The following is a 17720-nucleotide window of genomic DNA, read 5'->3' on the forward strand; positions in this document are numbered from 1 at the left end:
TCGTTGAGGCAGGCGCCCCTTGAAGCAGGAATTGGCGAAGCGAGCGAGGCTGCGGCATCGGTTCTTCGGCCAGGAAGGCAAATTGGACATATGAAAGGCAGTGTCGCAGTGCTTACCGCTCCGGTAAGGGCGAATGATCGCGCGTGGCTAAAGGTTCTTTCCGCATACCGCCAGCCTCGCCTCTGGCGAAGCAGCTTCGAGATCGTGGTGACGCTCGTTCCCTTTGCGATTTTTTGGGGCATTGCATTCATCTCTCTCTCGAAGGGCGTCTGGCTGGGAATGATATCGATCGTTCCGGCGGCTGCATTCCTGTTGCGGCTTTTCATGATCCAGCACGATTGTGGACATGGCTCGTTTTTTGCGCGCCGACGTCTTGATGACTGGACGGGACGAACAATCGGCGTTCTGACCCTGACCCCCTATGACTACTGGCGGCGGGCGCATGCTACCCATCATGCATCGGCTGGAAATCTGGACGAGCGAGGAACGGGCGACATCCACACCCTTACGGTCGCCGAGTACCATTCACTTTCAAGACTGAAAAAGCTTGCTTATCGCCTCTATCGGCATCCGCTGGTCATGTTCGGCATCGGGCCCGCCTGGCTGTTCCTTTTAAAGCAACGCCTGCCGTTCGGGATGATGCGCGATGGTCTGTCGCCGTGGATTTCCACAATGGCGACCAATTTCGCGATCGCGGCACTGTCGCTCGGATTGATATGGACTGTCGGAATTGCCCATTTTCTTGCAATCCACCTGCCAATCGTGACCCTCGCAGGGGGAGCAGGTATTTGGCTCTTTTACGTACAGCACCAGTTCGAGGAGACGCACTGGTCGAATGCCGACGACTGGCAGTTTGCGGAAGCTGCGCTCCACGGCGCTTCATACTACGATCTGCCGCCGGTGCTTCGATGGATAACCGGCAACATTGGGATTCATCATGTTCATCACCTGTCGAGCAGGATCCCTTACTACCGGCTGCCCGAAGTATTGCGCGACTACCCACAGCTGAGAAATATTGGCCGCATCTCGCTTGGCGATAGCCTCAGATGTGTGCGGCTCGTGCTCTGGGACGAAGCGAAGGGCAAGCTCGTATCCTTTCGCGAAGCCTCCCGGGCAGCGGCAGGGGCCTGACAGGCTCCAGATGATCCTCTGGTGGAAATCGCCATGCACAGCAATGTCAACACTTCAAGGACTGCAATAATGCCGACCACGCTTACGCCGACACAAATCAGAGGCCTGAAACTCGCCAGGGATGGAAATCTGTTTCCCGCTGATGCCGGGAAATGGACCCACCTGAACGCAACCGTGACCTATGCGAAGAACGACAGGTTTAAGGAACGCCCGCAGAAGATCAAATTCCTGACCTCGGCGACAGTCGATGATCTGAAACAATTCGGATTGCTGCAAGACCTTTCGCCGGACGCGGGCAAATACGACGCCGCTTGCGGTATCACGATGGCGGGCAAGATCTGGCTCATGCAGAACAAGTAGTCTGCACCTTAACGACTGTCTGCCGTTGTTTCCTCTCACCGTCGGCAACGTTGCTTTCAAGATAAGCGACGGGCCAACGATCCTTCTCACCGAGCCAGATGTCGACGGGGCACGACCAATGGAAATCATTTCCTTTGGGGATGCGAGACTGTAGTCTCCACGCGGGCCCTCCGATCGTCCCCGGGCCCAATGTCCGCGGCAGCGAGACCACGCTGCCGACCTCAGAGGAGAAGTGATGTTCGACCATGTTTCCATTGGCGTTGCCGATCTCGAGCGTGCACGCAAGTTCTATGACCAGGCGCTGGAGCCTCTCGGATACACCAGGCTTTCAAACAGTGACAATTGGGTCGGCTACGGCGCCGAACACCCGCAATTCTGGATAAAGCCGGCCGCACGGCCGGTTGTCCCCGACATCGAATCGGGACTGCATTTCTGCTTTGTCGCCAAGAGCGAGGATGCTGTTCGATCCTTTCACGCCAACGGCATTGCCAATGGCGGGACCGACAATGGTGAACCGGGTCTCCGGCCGGAATACGGATCATTTTACTACGCCGCCTTCATGATCGATCCCGATGGCTATCGGATCGAGGCTTTCTTCCACCGCCCCGAATAACCTCGCAAGGCGACCGCCTGCCATAGACAAACGCAAGGCCATCGAATGCCACAGCATCGACAGACCGTCTCCGATCATGCGCCGTCAGCGATGGTTTGGGTCGGCTTTGTCGCGATGTGCACCGGAATGTTCATGGCGATCCTCGACGTCCAGGTCGTAGCAACGTCCCTGCCGACAATCCAGCAAGGCATCGACATCGATCCCGACAAGATGAGCTGGATCCAGACAGCCTACCTGATCGCGGAAGTGGTCGCGATCCCGCTGACGGGAATTCTTACCCGCGTTCTGACGATGCGGTGGCTGTTCATCGTTTCCATCCTCCTGTTCGTCGTGGCTTCGGCCGGCTGCGCAGCGAGCGGAACCTTTGGCGCACTGGTGTCATGGAGGGTGCTTCAGGGCTTCTCGGGGGGAACACTGATCCCCGCCGTTTTCTCCGCCGTCTTCATTCTTTTTCCGAACGAGCGGCAGGCGATCGCCACGACCATCGCAGGCGTGCTCGCCGTCCTTGCCCCCACCATCGGCCCGATCATCGGCGGCTGGCTGACGGCGACCTATTCCTGGCACTGGCTGTTTCTGATCAACATCATTCCGGGACTTGTCTCTGCGGTGGTAGCCTGGCGGTGCCTTCCGCACCACAAGGCAGATTTCGGCGAACTCAAAAGCCTCGACCTTGCCTCGCTCGTCATGCTGGCGATCTCGCTTGCCAGTCTAGAACTTGCACTGAAGGAGGCGCCCACGTCAGGCTGGACTTCGTCTCTTGTGGCCGGCCTGTTTGCCACAAGCTTCGTCGCGGGAACCGGTTTTACGGTTCGCTCGCTGCGCCGCAGACGTCCGATCGTCGACCTCGGTCATTTCCGTGATCGAAATTTCCTGATCGGTTCTGCCCTGAGTTTCGGGCTCGGGATCGGCCTCTTCGGTTCAGTCTACCTCATGCCTGTCTTTCTGGCCTTCATCAGGGGACAGAACGCGCTCGAGATCGGCGCGACCATGCTCGTGACCGGCATCACGCAACTCATTGCCGCACCGATCGCAGTCTATCTGGAGAAGCGGACGGATCCGCGCCTCCTCTCTGCCGTCGGCTTCTTTCTCTTTGCGCTCGGACTGTGGATGAGTGCGTTCGAGGATCCACGGACCGGTTACGACGCGATGTTCTGGCCGCAGGTCGTGCGTGGGGCAGCGATCATGTTCTGTCTGCTGCCGCCGACTCGATTGGCGCTGGGGACCCTTCCGCCCGACCAGGTTCCGGATGCCAGCGGCCTTTTCAACCTGATGCGCAACCTTGGGGGCGCGATCGGCATCGCCATGATCGACACGATCATCTACACGCGGTCCGAGCCATTGACGCAATCCCTGTGGGATCGGCTGCGCGCGGGCGACCACGCAGCCGCCGCCTTTGTCGGCGCACCCGCAGAGGAGCTTGTTGGACATGGAGGCACCCTCAACCCGGATACCGTCGCGGCACTCGACCCCCTGGTGCAGACGGCGGCGAGTGTCCAGGCGATCAACGAGGCGTGGATGATGGCCGCCGTCCTGACTGCCTGTGCATTGCTTGTCCTTCCATTCGCAAGGCCGGTCGCAGCACCGCGCTGACCGCTCATCGTTGCGGCATCCCGTATTTCCGGCGGCGTTTAGTCTGTCTGACGTCGGAGGTCGCAAACGGTGAACGCAGCGTTCAATCGCCTTTTCATGGCAAATTCCCCTTCCCATGTTATGGCCATCACAATCCGGCGGTTCAGACCGTCACAGTCACGGACGTCATCATGAAGAAAATCGGTTTCCTTTCCTTTGGCCACTGGTCGCCCTCGCCCCAGTCACAAACCCGCTCTGCCGGCGATGCTCTCCTTCAGTCGATCGATCTTGCTGTGGCCGCCGAAGAGCTCGGGGCGGAGGGCGCCTATTTCCGCGTCCATCATTTTGCCCGGCAACTCGCCTCGCCATTCCCACTGCTTGCCGCCGTGGGCGCCAGGACGAAGAGCATCGAAATTGGAACCGCGGTCATCGACATGCGCTACGAAAACCCGCTCTACATGGCCGAGGATGCCGGCGCGGCCGACCTCATTGCAAACGGGAGGCTACAACTCGGGCTCAGCCGTGGCTCGCCCGAGCAAGTGATCGACGGCTGGCGCTATTTCGGCTATCAGCCAGACGAAGGGTCGAGCGACGCCGATATGGGACGCAGCCACGCCGAAGTCTTCCTGCAGGCGCTGAAGGGTGAGGGCTTTGGCGAGCCCAATCCAAGACCAATGTTTCCAAACCCACCTGGCCTGCTGCGTCTCGAACCGTATTCGCAGGGCCTGCGCGATCGCATCTGGTGGGGCGCTGGATCCAATGCGACCGCCATCTGGGCGGCCAGACTCGGGATGAACCTGCAGAGTTCTACCTTGAAGGATGACGAAACCGGTGAACCCTTCCATGTCCAGCAGGCAGCCCAGATCCGCGCCTATAGGCGGGCCTGGCAGGAGGCCGGCCATCAGAGAACGCCGCGTGTGTCGGTGAGCCGCAGCATCTTCGCGCTCGTCGATGATCGCGATCGTGCCTACTTCGGGGGCAGTGGCAAGGAGCAGGATTCGATCGGCTTTATCGACCAGAACACGCGGGCCATATTTGGTCGCTCCTATGCGGCCGAACCGGACGCTCTCGTAAAGCAGCTCGCATCGGACGAAGCGATCGCGGAAGCCGATACGCTGCTGCTCACCGTGCCCAACCAGCTCGGCGTCGACTATAATGCCCATGTCATCGAAATGATCCTGAAGCATGTCGCGCCGGCCCTCGGCTGGCGCTGATCGGTCGCCATCAGGATGGAGCATTGCGCGTTGCCATATTGAAGAGCGGCAGCGGGCCTTGGCTGGCCTTGCGATTACCGCGGCACAAAGAGCGTACTGCGTCCGCTTGTGGTGTCTGCAACAAGCCGTTCGACGTCCTCCGATTTCCATTCCGGAAAGCTTGCCGTCAGCTCGGCGCCGCCTCCATGAAATGTCTCCTTGAGGATGGAGAGGCCCGGGACCGCCGCCAGGCGCGCCTTCAGGATCGCCAGGTCCGAATAGGCTGCCTCAATCGTTCCTTCGAGCGTCGGGACGATCTCGATCGTCTCCCCCGCCCGCAGGCAAGCGGCAGCCGTTCCGCCATAGGCCCTGATCAGGCCGCCCGTGCCGAGGAGCACACCGCCGAACCAACGCGTGACGATGACGATGACCTTGTCGAGCGATTGCCCGTCGATTGCCTGCAGGATCGGCTTGCCGGCGGTTCCACTCGGCTCACCGTCGTCGCTGAACCGATAGGTCTGGCCGCTTCGCCAGGCAAAGCAATTGTGGTTGGCATCGGCATGCGCGTAAGTGGCCAGTGCATCCTTCGCGTCGGCTTCATCGGCAATCGGTAGGGCCGCCGCCAGAAACCTGCTTTTTTTGACGATCTGCTCGAAGACAATAGGGCGTTCCAGGGAATACATCGCAGCTGTATACGCCAGCCTTGCCGACGGGCGAAGGGGATTATGGGGCGTGATCATCCGTAACGGATCAGCTTCGAGGGCGGCTGACCGTCGCCGCCCGGCCTCAATCCGTCCCTTCATGTTCAGATGGAACCAACAGTAATAGTCAATCGACCGGATCCCCTTGAACTCGGCGGTCGCCGTATGGGCAAGGATATCCCTGTTGACCCATTCGATCGTTTCACCTGGCCTGGCGGTGACCCCCGGCGGGCGCAAACATCATTTTCTCGATCGTTACCGCGATTGTCTCTGCCCGCGCTGGAGCGGCCCCGAGGGCCACCGCGAAGGCCAGGATGGTCCATCGATGCCGCATCATCATTGTCCTGCAGTGTGACCTTGAGCTTCTTCACCAGGGCAAGCGCCTGCTTGTTGATCGCCTCGTGGTCCCGCACCATGTCCTCGGCAAAGCTCGGTGCCTGCTTTGCCGCCTCGATCTCGATCGATCCGGCCGTGTAGGCGATATGAGCGATCTGGGGATCTGTCGGTTTGTCCGCAGCCGGCGCAGGGTGCCAACCCAAGCAGGCAGATCGTGGTCACAGCTGTCATCAGTCGCGTAGTCATGGAACCTCCTTCGTCCTTGCCGAAAGGCCGGACAGTTTATCGCTGTACAAACGTTGGATGTCGGCTCCCGAATAAGGTTCCCGGCATCGACCGGGAGAACCGGACCGCTCCCGTATTCGTGTTCTGCAACACCCTTTTCTCCCCGGGGGCAACGGAAGACAGTCAGGGCGAAGGCTGCGAAAATCTTGCACATGTCGATGCCACGTGATGGCATTTGACAAGCGCGGCAAAGGAGGCCGACATTGCCACCAGCAACGACACCGTTTTTGGATGGGATGGAGAAGATGAACCTCAAGGATCCTGGACTCTTTCGCGAGGCGGCCCTGGTCGGCGGTCGATGGATCGACGCCGATCCATCGAACGCGATCGAGGTCAATGACCCGGCCACAGGCGACATCATCGGTCGTGTACCGAAGCTTGGCGCTGCGGAAACCAAAGCTGCGATCGAGGCGGCCGCCACGGCGCAAAAGGCCTGGGCGACCCGCACAGCAAGAGACCGTGCGATCATCCTGCGCAAATGGTTCGAGCTGATGATCGAAAACAAGGACGATCTCGGCCGCATCCTGACGCTGGAACAGGGCAAGCCCGTTGCCGAAGCCACCGGCGAAATCGTCTATGGCGCAAGCTTCATCGAATGGTTCGCAGAGGAAGGCCGGCGCGTTTATGGCGATCTCGTTCCCGGCCACCAACCGGACAAGCGCATCATGGTGATGAAGCAGCCCATCGGCGTGGTTGCCGCCATCACGCCCTGGAACTTTCCCAACGCCATGATCACCCGCAAGGCAGGTCCGGCATTGGCCTCCGGGTGCGCCCTGGTGCTGAAGCCAGCCAGCCAGACGCCTTTTTCAGCGATCGCGATCGCCGTGCTTGCAGAGCGTGCCGGACTGCCCGCCGGCCTGTTCTCCGTCATCACCGGTTCGGCGCGCGAGATCGGGGCGGAGATGACCGCCAATCCGATCGTGCGCAAATTGACCTTTACCGGCTCGACCGAAATCGGCGCCGAACTTTACAGGCAGAGCGCCCCGACCATCAAGAAGCTCGGGCTGGAGCTCGGCGGCAATGCCCCCTTCATCGTCTTTGACGATGCCGATCTCGATGCTGCGGTGGAAGGCGCGCTGATCGCCAAGTTTCGCAACAATGGACAAACCTGTGTTTGCGCCAACCGCCTTTACGTCCAGGACGGTATCTACGAGGCCTTTTCGCAGAAGCTTTCCACGGCTGTCGGCAAGCTGAAGATCGGCAATGGCTTCGACGAGGGTGTGATCCTTGGTCCCTTGATCGATCAGCCGGCCCTGGAAAAGGTCGAGGAGCATGTGGCTGACGCCCTGTCGAAGGGGGCACACGTCATGGAGGGTGGCAGGCGCCATTCGCTTGGCGGCACCTTTTATGAGGCAACGGTGCTGACCGGTGTCACCAGCGACATGGCTGTCGCGCGCGAGGAAACCTTCGGGCCGGTGGCGCCGCTTTTCCGGTTCAAGGACGAGGCCGATGTGATCGCCCAGGCCAACGATACCGAGTTCGGCCTAGCATCCTATTTCTACGCCAAGGATCTCGCCCGCGTGTTCCGCGTGGCCGAGGCCCTCGAATACGGCATGGTCGGGGTCAATACCGGGCTGATCTCGACGGCAGAAGCGCCCTTTGGGGGCGTGAAGCTCTCCGGCCTCGGCCGCGAAGGGTCGAAATATGGAATCGATGAATTCATGGAGATCAAATACGTCTGCCTCGGCGGCATCAGCTAAGAGACTGGTCGCAGCTCGTCTTCACTCTTCTGTGAGCGCTCGCACGGCCACCCAACGTCCTTCGCCGTAGCAAAACGCGTCCTGCGGCTGTGATTTCCTTCGCCGGCACAGAATTGCAGCGGTCGAAAATACAATGGTCGTCGCGGCAGCGTGATGACCTTTGCCATGGAGATTGGATGGCTTTCGTGGCATATTGTCATCAGCACTGCTCAACATTTGAGTCGCAATTCCAGCGCTAGAATGGAGACGATATGATGCTGTATGGCCCTTACGAGCCAAATCCGAATTCCTGTAAGTATTTGAAGGAACAAATACTACGCAGCGCCGTTATAGTGATGAGCGGGCCGACAGGGCTGCTATCCCGTTTTAACCAGCCGGCCGCGGGAGAGCATCATGCAAAAGGGTGAAAGCGACGTCTTTGATCTTTTTTCGGAAATTTACACAAGTGCTGCGCAGGAAGAATTTAGCCTGCAGGAATATCTGCTAGCGTGCCGCGATGACAAAAGTCTCTACGCAACGGCGCAAGAGCGCATGGTCGAGGCGATCGGTGAACCGACGCTGATCGATACCAGTGCCGACGAACGCATGGGCCGCATCTTTGCCAACCGGACTCTGAAGATCTACCCCACATTTGCCGACTTTTATGGCATGGAAGATACGATCGAGCGGATCGTCGGCTACTTCAGATACGCTGCCCAGGGCCTCGAGGAACGCAAGCAGATCCTCTATTTGCTCGGACCCGTCGGCGGCGGCAAGTCATCGCTGGCCGAACGCCTGAAAAGGCTGATGGAACAGCGGCCAATCTATACGCTGGCGGTCAATGGCAAGGTAAGCCCGATCTTCGAGTCCCCCCTTGGGCTCTTCCACCCGGACCGGATGGCCGGCCTTCTCGAAGACAAGTACGGCATTTCCAGGCGCCGCCTCACCGGGCTGATTTCGCCCTGGGCAACCAAGCGGCTTGACGAGATCGGCGGCGATATTTCGAAATTCAGCGTCGTCAAGCTGACGCCATCCCGGTTGCGCCAGATCGCAATTGCAAAGACCGAACCGGGTGACGAAAACAACCAGGACGTCTCGGCCCTGGTCGGCAAGGTCGACATCCGACAACTCGAAAACTTCAGCCAGGCCGACCCGGACGCCTATTCCTACAGCGGCGGGCTGAACAGGACGACGCAGGGGCTTCTCGAGTTCGTCGAAATGTTCAAGGCACCGATCAAGGTCCTGCACCCGCTGCTGACTGCGACCCAGGAAGGCAGCTACAACGGGACCGAGAACTTCGGCGCCTTCCCCTTCCAGGGCATCGTCGTCGCCCACTCAAACGAATCCGAGTGGCTGCAGTTCAAGAACAATAAGAATAACGAGGCATTTCTCGACCGTATCCTTGTGGTCAAGGTTCCCTATTGCCTCCGGGTCACCGAGGAACGGCAGATCTACGAAAAGCTTCTTCGCGAGAGCGAACTGGCAAACAGCCCCTGTGCTCCCGAAGTCCTCGAGAACCTCAGCCGCTTCACCGTCGCAACACGCCTTCACGTGCATGAGAATTCTCCGCTCTACACGAAGATGCGCGTCTATGACGGCGAGAATCTGAAGGATACGGATCCGAAGGCAAAGTCCGTCCAGGAATATCGCGATGCGGCGGGCGTTGATGAAGGCATGACCGGCATCAGCACCCGCTTCGCGTTCAAGGTCCTCTCGGAGACCTTCAACTACGACACAAAGGAGGTGGCAGCCGATCCGGTGCATCTGATGTACATCATGGAGCAGGCGATCCGGCGGGAGCAGTTCCCGAAGGAAACGGAGGCGCGCTACCTCGACTTCATCAAGTCGGAACTCGCCGCGCGCTACGCGGAATTCATCGGCCATGAAATCCAGAAGGCCTACCTGGAATCCTACAGCGAGTACGGCCAGAACCTCTTTGACCGCTATATTTCCTATGCCGACGCGTGGCTGGAGGACCAGGACTTCAAGGACTACGACACCGGTCAGATTCTCAATCGGGAAATTCTCGACAGCGAATTGTCGCAGATCGAAAAGCCGGCCGGCATCGCCAACCCCAAGGACTTCCGCAACGAGGTCGTCAAGTTTACCTTGCGCGCCCGCGCCAGGAACAGCGGCCGGAACCCCTCCTGGACCAGCTATGAAAAGCTTCGCGAGGTAATCGAGAAGCGGATGTTCGGTCAGGTCGAGGATCTACTGCCTGTCATCAGCTTCGGCTCCAAGAAGGACAGTTCGACTGAAAAGCAGCACGCCGAATTTGTCCAGCGCATGACTCAGCGAGGCTACACCGTCCGCCAGGTCCGGCGGCTCGTTGATTGGTACATGCGGGTCAACAAGGCCGGTTGACAATGCCGAACCGGGGGATTGGCAGATGCCGAATTTCATCGACCGCCGGCTCAATCCGAAGGACAAGAGCCTTGGCAACCGACAGCGTTTCCTGAACCGAGCCCGGGAGGAATTGAAGCGGGCTATCAAGGAGCAGGTAAAATCGGACAAGATCGCCGATGTGGACGCCGCCCACGGCGTTCCCATGCCCAAGCGTGGCGCGGGCGAGCCGACATTCCAGCCAAGCAGCGGCAGCGGCGACCGGGAGTACATCCTCCCCGGCAATCGGGAATATATGGCAGGTGACAAGCTGTCGCGACCACAAGGAGGTGGCGGAGGCGGAGATCGCGGCGCTGGTCGCGGCGAGAGCGAGGATGATTTCCAGTTCATCCTGTCGCGCAACGAAGTCCTCGACCTCTTCTTCGAGGATCTCGAGCTTCCTGACATGGTAAAGCTCAATCTGAAGGAAACGGTTACCTACAAGCCGCACCGTGTCGGCTTCAGCACCGCTGGTACGCCCACCAACATCAATGTCGGGCGCACGATGCGAAACAGTTTCGGCCGCCGAATAGCGCTGCAACGCCCGAGCGAGGCGACCGTGAAGGCAGTTGCGGACGAGATCGCCGTGCTGGAGGCGATGGAGGAGCGATCTGCCGCGGACCGGCGGCGCCTGCAGGCGCTGCGCGAGGAACTGGAGCAGTTGGAACGGCGGCGACGGCGCATTTCTTATGTCGATCCCGTCGATATTCGCTTCAACCGCTTCGAACGCCAGCCGCTGCCCAATGCCAGCGCCGTGATGTTCTGCCTGATGGACGTATCGGCATCGATGGGCGAGCGCGAGAAGGATCTGGCCAAGCGCTTCTTCGTGCTGCTGCATCTGTTTCTCACGCGCCGGTACGAGCGGATCGACATCGTCTTCATCCGTCACACCGATGAGGCCCATGAGGTCGACGAGGAAACGTTCTTCTACAGCAAGCAGAGCGGTGGCACTGTTGTTTCGACCGCGCTCGAGGAAATGCTTCGGGTGATCGAGGAGCGATATCCCGCCAATCTCTGGAATATCTATGCCGCCCAGGCCTCCGACGGCGACAATATCAGCGGCGATTCGGAACGCTGCGCGGAGCTTCTCCGCAACCATCTGATGCGCCTTTGCCAGTACTACGCCTATGTCGAAATCATTGATGAGCGCGAAACGGAAATATTTGGAGCCACAGACAACGGCACCTCGCTGTGGCGTGCCTACCGCACCGTCGACGGCGCGATCCCCAACTTCCAGATGACCCGTATTTCCAAGCCGGCCGACATCTATCCGGTTTTTCGCAAGCTCTTTACCCGGCAGCCTGCCGTGCGCACGCGCAAGTAAGGGAAGACCGAATGGCGAGACGCTCGAGCCCAGGCCTGCTGTTTGACGGTTCCGACTGGAATTTCGCGACCCTTTCACGTGCCTACGACGCCATCGAAACCGTGGCGCTCGACGAGATGGGGCTGGATGTCTATCCCAACCAACTGGAAATCATTTCGTCGGAACAGATGCTGGATGCCTACTCTTCGGTCGGTATGCCGTTGATGTACCAGCACTGGTCGTTTGGCAAGCGCTTCATCTTCGAGGACAATCTCTATCGCAAGGGCCGGCGCGGACTTGCCTACGAACTGGTGATCAATTCCAATCCGTGCATCACCTATCTGATGGAAGAAAACACCATGGCCATGCAGGCGCTGGTGACCGCCCATGCCGCATTCGGCCATAATCATTTCTTCAAGAACAATTACCTGTTCCGGCAGTGGACCGATGCCGGCGCGATCCTGAGCTACATGGAGTTTGCCAAGAAATACGTTTCCAAATGCGAGGAGCGGCACGGGACGAATGCCGTCGAGGCAGTCCTGGACTCGGCACACGCCTTGATGGACCAGGGCGTCTTCCGCTACCGGCGGCCGCCGCGCCTTTCATCCGAAAAAGTCAGGGAGCGTGCCCGCGAACGACTGGAATACGAGGAACAGACCTATAGTGACCTGTGGCGAACACTGCCGCTCGCAACAGAGAGCCGCAATCCGGAGGATGCCGAACGCGATGCGTCCGAGCGCAAGAAGGTTCTCAACCTTCCCGAGGAGAACCTGCTCTACTTCCTGGAAAAGAACAGTCTCATCCTCGAGCCCTGGCAGCGTGAAATCCTCCGGATCGTGCGGGTGATTGCGCAATATTTCTACCCGCAGCGCCAGACCAAGGTGATGAACGAGGGCTGCGCCACCTTTGTGCACTACACGATCATAAACCGCCTCTTCGATCAGGGCCGGATCAGCGAAGGCGTGATGCTGGAGCTCCTGGCAAGTCATTCCAACGTGGTCTTCCAACCCGCCTTTGATGATCCCCGCTTCCCAGGAATAAACCCATATGCGCTTGGCTTTGCGATGATGCAGGACATCCAGCGCATCTGCATGGACCCGACGCAGGAGGATCGCGACTGGTTTCCGTCCTTTGCCGGCAATGGTGACTGGCAGGCAACGCTTCTGGATGCCTGGGCAAATCACCGCGACGAGTCCTTTGTCCTGCAGTATCTGAGCCCGGCCATGATGCGAAAATTCCGGCTGTTCGTGCTGAGCGATCGCGCCACCGACAATTTTTGCGAGGTATCTTCGATCCATAACGAACGAGGCTATGCGGCAATCCGGTCGTCGCTTGCGCGCAGCTATGACGTCGGCGCAAGACAGCCCGATATCCAGGTGGTTGATGTCGACCTGCTCGGTGACAGGCAGCTCAGGCTGCAGCACAATGTCAGAAACGGCATCCTTCTCGAAGAAAGCAACCGTGATGCCACCCTGGCTCACATCCGCCACCTATGGGGCTACGATGTAAGCCTACAGGGTGTCGATGGCTCGACGGGGGCAGTCCTTTACGAGTGCTCGACCGCCTGAACCGGGAAGGAATTGGCGCCCCAAAGCGGATTGCCGCAAGTCGGGCCATTGCCTTTGTCTCCCGCAAGCCCAATCGCATATCGCTCCGGCTGCCTGGGAAAGCACATCAATGCCTATCCTCTTCGGCATGCCTGCGCCTGATGCTGCGCACAACAAGCCACATGCCGGCGACGACGAGGGGAACGGACAGGCCGGTCAGCGTTTCCGGGGAGACGTCGAGGCCGATATTGTGCGCGCCCTTCGCCAGATAGCCGAGCAGCCCGACGACATAGTAGGAGATCGCGGCAACGGACAGGCCTTCAACGGTCTGCTGCAGCCGCAGCTGCAGTTGCGCACGACGGTCCATCGAATTGAGCACCGTCGTGTTGATGCGTTCCAGCTCGACATCGATCCAGCTCCGCAGCAGGGCTGTCGCGCGCGCCAGCTTGCGCGACAGGTTCGCCTGCCGTTCCTCCACCGATTGGCAGGTCCGCATTGCCGGCGCAAGCCGACGCTCGAGGAAGGCGCCGAGCGTCTCGCTGCCGGGCATCGCCGTCTCCGCCAATGCCCGGATACGCTCCTGAACAATCTCGTAATAGGCGCGGCTGGCTCCGAACCGGTAGAGGCTGAGTGCCGCATTCGCCTCCAGCTCGGCGGCCAGGCGTGTAATCTCGGACAACATCTGGTCCGCTTCGTCGCGCGCATGCAGCTTCATGCGCTGGGTAATCGCCGTCAGGCCGGATTCGATCTGGCGAATTTCGGGCGAGAGCGATTGCGCCAGTGGCAGGCCCATCATCGCAAGGGTACGGTAGGTCTCGATATCGAGAAGGCGCTGGACAAGCGCGCCCCGGGCGCTGTCGGACATGCCGCGATCGATGACCAGAATTTTCGTCAGACCGTCTCCGTCCTGACGAAAATCGGTGAGGATCGCGGCCTGGCCATTCTTCAGTTCGCTCCGGCACAGGCTGGTCGGGTCGAAGACCGATTTTTCCTGCTCCGTCTCAGGCGTATCGGGCCGGATTTCCAGCCTGATACCGGAGATGAATGGCCCCGGTGGCGAAAAGCTTGCGCCGAAGGGATGCACGGCGATCGTCTGGCCAAACCTGTCCGGTGCTGGACAGTCCCAGAAATAGGTCGAAAATTCCGTATGCCGCTCCCAGCGGAGCGTCCCCGGCCCCCAGGTGATGGCATGATGGCTCGTTTCGCGGGCGGGTGGCGCAACCCCGCTTGACCGGGAAAGATCTGCAAGCGTCTCGTGATCGTTGTCACCGGCGCTTTCCGTCAGGAAAGCGAGCTGGAATATGACGCGCGACGCCGGCACGAGCGCATAGGGCCGCGCGTGAAGTTCCCCGAGCGAGCGTGCCCGAATGTCCGCAGGCGGAAAGCCAAAGCTTCCTTGCGTCATGCATCCATTCCCCGTGTCCATGATCCGTCCCCTTGGCCCCGAGCCGCCGGCATGCAATCAGCTCGCCCGGCCCCTGTCCAGCGGCATTGGACGCAGCGACCGTTTGCCACACCGGGACGGCACCCGAGGCTCAGGCAAGCCGCTCGATCACCTCATCGGCTGCCCTCTCGCCGCTCTGCCAGGCTCCATGTGCGGTGGAAAAGTCAAAGGGGTGGGTCGCCTCGCCAGCGAAGAATAACCTCTCGGCCACAGGCCTCGCCAGGGTCAGGCGGGCGCTCGCCTCACCCGGCAATGCATGGCTGTAGGAGCCCCCCACCCAGTCGGTCCGGCACCATGATGTTGCTGCAAGCGGCCGCACATGGCGACGGATATGGGCGCCGAGCTGCGCCGACAACTCCTCGATCGCAAACGCAAAGGCCTCGAGCAGCCCGGCACGCTCGATGGCGACAGCGCCCGTGCCACCGAAGAAGCCCTCGATCACCGGTCGACCAAGCGGCCGGATATAGTAACTGCCGGTTTCGCTTGCATGTGGATTGCCGAGGAGATGGGACTCGGGGTCAAGCCCGTGGTCGCCGTGCAGTTCGAAGAACAGCTTGTCGGCAAGGCCGAGGGGGAGTTTGCCTGCGGCATGGAGATGGTCGTCTACATCCGCGTCGAAGGCGATTGCACCCCTGGACAGGATGTTCGTCGAGGCGGTGACAACAGCCGTGCGCGCACTGACAGCGCCATGATCGGTGTCCAGGCGGACGCCCTGACCGGTCAAGGCGATGCGACGAACCGGCACGGACAGCCTGAGTGCCACCTCCGGAAGGCTTGATGCAATCAGGCTGCCGTATCCCTTACGCACCCGCCAGTTGGAATCGGTCGACGCCTTGTCGTAGGCAAGGAAATCGACGACCGACAGTCGGTCGAGGGCAGCGCCATTCATGTAGCCGCTCACCGACTGGCAATAATTGTTCCATTCGCCCTCTGGCGGCAAAAGGTCCGAGGCCCGGTCACTTGCCGGCGGAGCGCTCTCCATGCGTTGCTGCAGGGTCGACCAGGCGGTCGCGGCGGCCTGTTGCTCCTCGGCAGAAAAGCCGAGATCATGCCATTGTCTTTGCCAGGCCGTGGGGCCTGCTTCGATCTCGAAGCCTTTGGCCTGCGCGAGTTTGACCAAGGGATTACGCTCGGCCGAGTGCAGCCAGCCGCATCCCATGTCGAGCGGCATCTGAGCCAGTTCGATGGTCCAGGCGCGGCCGCCGACGCGGTCGCTCGCTTCGATGAGCATCACCGAACGCCCGGCCTTAGCCAACCGGCGCGCCGCCGCAATGCCCGCAGCGCCAGCACCCACAATCGCAACGTCGTAATCCATCTTCGCGCTCCGCGCCGCTGCACTATTATGTCGGCAGTCGGAGCTTCGAGCATTACAGGGAATTTACGACCGCTTCAACGCGCGCGAAAGCCTGCTACTATTCAACGATGACGTTCTTTGAAACCCTCGTCGCCCTGCTTGCGGTCGCGATCTTGCTTTTGCAGGTAACGCGGCGAATGCAGCTGCCTTATCCCGGCATTCTCGCTGCCGCCGGCGTCGCTGTCGCGATGCTGCCAGGCGCCCCGGTCATTCCGATCGACCCGCCGACGGCGCTTGCCCTGTTCATCGCGCCTGTCCTCGTCGACGCAGCTTATGATTTTCCGCTTGGCGCAGCCAGGCGGATGGCGTTGCCGCTGTTCGTCTATGCCGTGGTCGCCGTACTGGTCACCACAGGTGTCGTGGTCTCGATCAGCGCATGGACTGTCGGGCTGCCGCTTGCCGTGGCCGTCACGCTTGGGGCAATCGTCGCTCCGCCTGATGCCGCCGCCGCGACTGCCGTCCTGTCCAATCTGCCGGTCTCGCGGCGGGTGGACGCCCTGCTCAAGGGCGAGAGCCTCTTCAATGACGCCACCGCCCTTCTGCTGTTCAGCGCGGCCCTGACCGTCCAGGCTCGCGGTGGCATCGATTTGAGCACCGTGGTGCGACTTGGCCTTGCGGCTCCAGGCGGAATAGCCTTCGGCATTTTGTTCGGTTATCTCGTCTCCGGGTTAAGACCTGTCACAGACAATACTGTCGGCGGCACGCTGCTTCAGTTCGTGTATGCCTTCGCAACCTGGCTGATCGCCGAAAGGCTGCATCTGTCAGCCGTGCTGGCGACTGTATCGTCGGCGATGACCATTGCAGTCCTCACCACGGTCAATGATTCACCACGCATGCGCGTTCATTCCTTCGCCGTCTGGACAACCGTTGTCTTCCTTTTGAACGTCGTCGCATTCCTGCTGATGGGTTTGCAGGCGCGTCGCATCGTGGAGGCGATGTCGGCTGCCGAACTCGCCCGGGCACTCCGGTTTGCGGCGATCGTCGTCGCCGGGGTGATTGGCGCGCGGCTTTCGGTCGCCTTCCTCTTTCACGCCATCGTAGGATTTCGTCATCGACGCGGACACAGTCTTGCACCCTTCGCATCCGGCGAAACCCTTCTTGTCGGATGGTCTGGCATGCGCGGTCTCGTGACCCTTGCCACGGCCTTTGCGCTGCCAGCCGATTTTCCCGAACGAAACCTCGTCGTGCTGACAGCCTTTTCGGTCGTGCTGGCGACGCTCATCATCCAGGGCGCGACCCTGGCTCCGATGATCAGGCTTATGAAGCTCGGACGACAGGAAGAGGCACGCGAGGAGCTTTTCTTGGCGCGAAAGTCATTGGCCGAGGCTGCGCTCGTCCGGCTTTCGACCGAGAGTGGCGCGGAGGTAGAAGCGCTGCGCCAGGCATATCGTGAACATTGCGAGCGGGATGCCAACCCGGGCAAGTCCGAGGTCGATCGACGGCAATTCCTGTCGCGGCTTGCAGTGCTTGCGCAACGCGAGCGGCTGGAGGAACTGCGCGACACGGATCGAATTGGGCCAGGGCAATATCTCGAGCTGCAGGAGGACCTGGACTGGAAGCAGCTCGCCACCGGCTCCGACGAAGAGCGGCGGATCTCCGAAAGCTAAGGGCGCATCCGAGCGTCCTCCAGCCTCCACAGCCGTCTGCAGCCGCTTGGAAAACGATACACCCACAATGTTGTGATGGAACCATCTGGCTGCTGCGGCCTTAGTGGTTCACAATCCCTGCGCGGAGCCAAAGGCTGTGGAAATTGTGATGCCCGCCCATGCTTTGAGCGTGGGTCTGCTTCGCGTCGGGCGCTGGCGTGCTATGGCCCGATCTTG

The 17720-nt window shown here is 60.4% G+C and carries 13 protein-coding genes and 1 pseudogene; 10 read left to right on the top strand and 4 right to left on the bottom strand.

Translation table 11 applies throughout. The features are described 5' to 3' along the window. Nucleotides 1-90: 90 nt before the first annotated feature. The 5 genes from FHX16_RS23665 (at nucleotide 91) to FHX16_RS23685 (ending at nucleotide 4887) form a co-directional block, all read left to right on the top strand. Nucleotides 91-1131, top strand: a complete 1041-nt coding sequence (locus FHX16_RS23665) for a fatty acid desaturase (protein WP_183756437.1) — start codon at nucleotides 91-93, stop codon at nucleotides 1129-1131. Between the two features lie 69 nt (nucleotides 1132-1200). Beyond that, complete coding sequence (locus FHX16_RS23670) at nucleotides 1201-1491, top strand: hypothetical protein (RefSeq protein WP_183756438.1); 291 nt, start codon at nucleotides 1201-1203, stop codon at nucleotides 1489-1491. 235 nt (nucleotides 1492-1726) lie between these two features. Beyond that, the gene (locus FHX16_RS23675) at nucleotides 1727-2104 is read left to right on the top strand and encodes a VOC family protein (protein WP_183756439.1); all 378 of its coding nucleotides are present in this window, start codon (nucleotides 1727-1729) and stop codon (nucleotides 2102-2104) included. Nucleotides 2105-2149: 45 nt separating this feature from the next. Then, nucleotides 2150-3694: a DHA2 family efflux MFS transporter permease subunit gene (locus tag FHX16_RS23680; RefSeq protein ID WP_183864516.1), complete on the top strand. Its 1545-nt coding sequence runs from the start codon at nucleotides 2150-2152 to the stop codon at nucleotides 3692-3694. A 170-nt stretch (nucleotides 3695-3864) separates the two neighbouring features. Beyond that, nucleotides 3865-4887 (top strand): LLM class flavin-dependent oxidoreductase, encoded by a 1023-nt coding sequence (locus FHX16_RS23685; protein ID WP_183864515.1) that lies wholly within the window; start codon nucleotides 3865-3867, stop codon nucleotides 4885-4887. A gap of 74 nt (nucleotides 4888-4961) precedes the next feature. Here the strand turns inward: FHX16_RS23685 and FHX16_RS23690 are convergent, their stop codons facing one another. Then, complete coding sequence (locus tag FHX16_RS23690) at nucleotides 4962-5549, bottom strand: YigZ family protein (RefSeq protein WP_183864537.1); 588 nt, start codon at nucleotides 5547-5549, stop codon at nucleotides 4962-4964. Nucleotides 5550-5887: 338 nt separating this feature from the next. After that, nucleotides 5888-6149, bottom strand: a pseudogene (locus FHX16_RS23700) (DUF4142 domain-containing protein); the annotation flags it as partial. Nucleotides 6150-6433: 284 nt separating this feature from the next. Here FHX16_RS23700 and gabD point away from each other — a divergent pair. The 4 genes from gabD to FHX16_RS23720 all read left to right on the top strand — a co-directional run bounded on the left by gabD (nucleotide 6434) and on the right by FHX16_RS23720 (nucleotide 13120). After that, the gene (gene gabD, locus FHX16_RS23705) at nucleotides 6434-7888 is read left to right on the top strand and encodes an NADP-dependent succinate-semialdehyde dehydrogenase (RefSeq protein WP_183756564.1); all 1455 of its coding nucleotides are present in this window, start codon (nucleotides 6434-6436) and stop codon (nucleotides 7886-7888) included. 393 nt (nucleotides 7889-8281) lie between these two features. Beyond that, on the top strand, nucleotides 8282-10231 hold the full coding sequence (locus FHX16_RS23710; RefSeq protein WP_183756442.1) for a PrkA family serine protein kinase: 1950 nt from the start codon (nucleotides 8282-8284) through the stop codon (nucleotides 10229-10231). A 25-nt stretch (nucleotides 10232-10256) separates the two neighbouring features. After that, entirely contained in the window at nucleotides 10257-11573 is a 1317-nt protein-coding gene (locus tag FHX16_RS23715; protein WP_183756443.1) for a YeaH/YhbH family protein, read from the top strand. Nucleotides 11574-11584: 11 nt separating this feature from the next. Further along, complete coding sequence (locus FHX16_RS23720; RefSeq protein WP_183756444.1) at nucleotides 11585-13120, top strand: SpoVR family protein; 1536 nt, start codon at nucleotides 11585-11587, stop codon at nucleotides 13118-13120. 106 nt (nucleotides 13121-13226) lie between these two features. Here FHX16_RS23720 and FHX16_RS23725 read toward each other — a convergent pair whose 3' ends face one another. Further along, the gene (locus FHX16_RS23725) at nucleotides 13227-14504 is read right to left on the bottom strand and encodes a DUF3422 family protein (protein WP_183864514.1); all 1278 of its coding nucleotides are present in this window, start codon (nucleotides 14502-14504) and stop codon (nucleotides 13227-13229) included. A 130-nt stretch (nucleotides 14505-14634) separates the two neighbouring features. Next, nucleotides 14635-15858, bottom strand: coding sequence for an NAD(P)/FAD-dependent oxidoreductase (locus tag FHX16_RS23730; RefSeq protein WP_183864513.1), 1224 nt, complete (start codon nucleotides 15856-15858; stop codon nucleotides 14635-14637). 107 nt (nucleotides 15859-15965) lie between these two features. On the opposite strand from FHX16_RS23730, the gene FHX16_RS23735 reads away from it, so the two are divergent. Continuing rightward, nucleotides 15966-17504, top strand: a complete 1539-nt coding sequence (locus FHX16_RS23735; protein WP_183756447.1) for a sodium:proton antiporter — start codon at nucleotides 15966-15968, stop codon at nucleotides 17502-17504. Nucleotides 17505-17720: the final 216 nt, after the last annotated feature.

This window comes from Rhizobium sp. BK661 (genome assembly GCF_024808825.1).
Lineage (GTDB): Bacteria > Pseudomonadota > Alphaproteobacteria > Rhizobiales > Rhizobiaceae > Rhizobium.

Coding starts and splice junctions, on each gene's coding strand:
- FHX16_RS23665 (WP_183756437.1), top strand. CDS start 91: ATGAAAGGCAGTGTCGCAGTGCTTACCGCTCCGGTAAGGGCGAATGAT.
- FHX16_RS23670 (WP_183756438.1), top strand. CDS start 1,201: ATGCCGACCACGCTTACGCCGACACAAATCAGAGGCCTGAAACTCGCC.
- FHX16_RS23675 (WP_183756439.1), top strand. CDS start 1,727: ATGTTCGACCATGTTTCCATTGGCGTTGCCGATCTCGAGCGTGCACGC.
- FHX16_RS23680 (WP_183864516.1), top strand. CDS start 2,150: ATGCCACAGCATCGACAGACCGTCTCCGATCATGCGCCGTCAGCGATG.
- FHX16_RS23685 (WP_183864515.1), top strand. CDS start 3,865: ATGAAGAAAATCGGTTTCCTTTCCTTTGGCCACTGGTCGCCCTCGCCC.
- FHX16_RS23690 (WP_183864537.1), bottom strand. CDS start 5,549: ATGTATTCCCTGGAACGCCCTATTGTCTTCGAGCAGATCGTCAAAAAA.
- gabD (WP_183756564.1), top strand. CDS start 6,434: ATGAACCTCAAGGATCCTGGACTCTTTCGCGAGGCGGCCCTGGTCGGC.
- FHX16_RS23710 (WP_183756442.1), top strand. CDS start 8,282: ATGCAAAAGGGTGAAAGCGACGTCTTTGATCTTTTTTCGGAAATTTAC.
- FHX16_RS23715 (WP_183756443.1), top strand. CDS start 10,257: ATGCCGAATTTCATCGACCGCCGGCTCAATCCGAAGGACAAGAGCCTT.
- FHX16_RS23720 (WP_183756444.1), top strand. CDS start 11,585: ATGGCGAGACGCTCGAGCCCAGGCCTGCTGTTTGACGGTTCCGACTGG.
- FHX16_RS23725 (WP_183864514.1), bottom strand. CDS start 14,504: ATGACGCAAGGAAGCTTTGGCTTTCCGCCTGCGGACATTCGGGCACGC.
- FHX16_RS23730 (WP_183864513.1), bottom strand. CDS start 15,858: ATGGATTACGACGTTGCGATTGTGGGTGCTGGCGCTGCGGGCATTGCG.
- FHX16_RS23735 (WP_183756447.1), top strand. CDS start 15,966: ATGACGTTCTTTGAAACCCTCGTCGCCCTGCTTGCGGTCGCGATCTTG.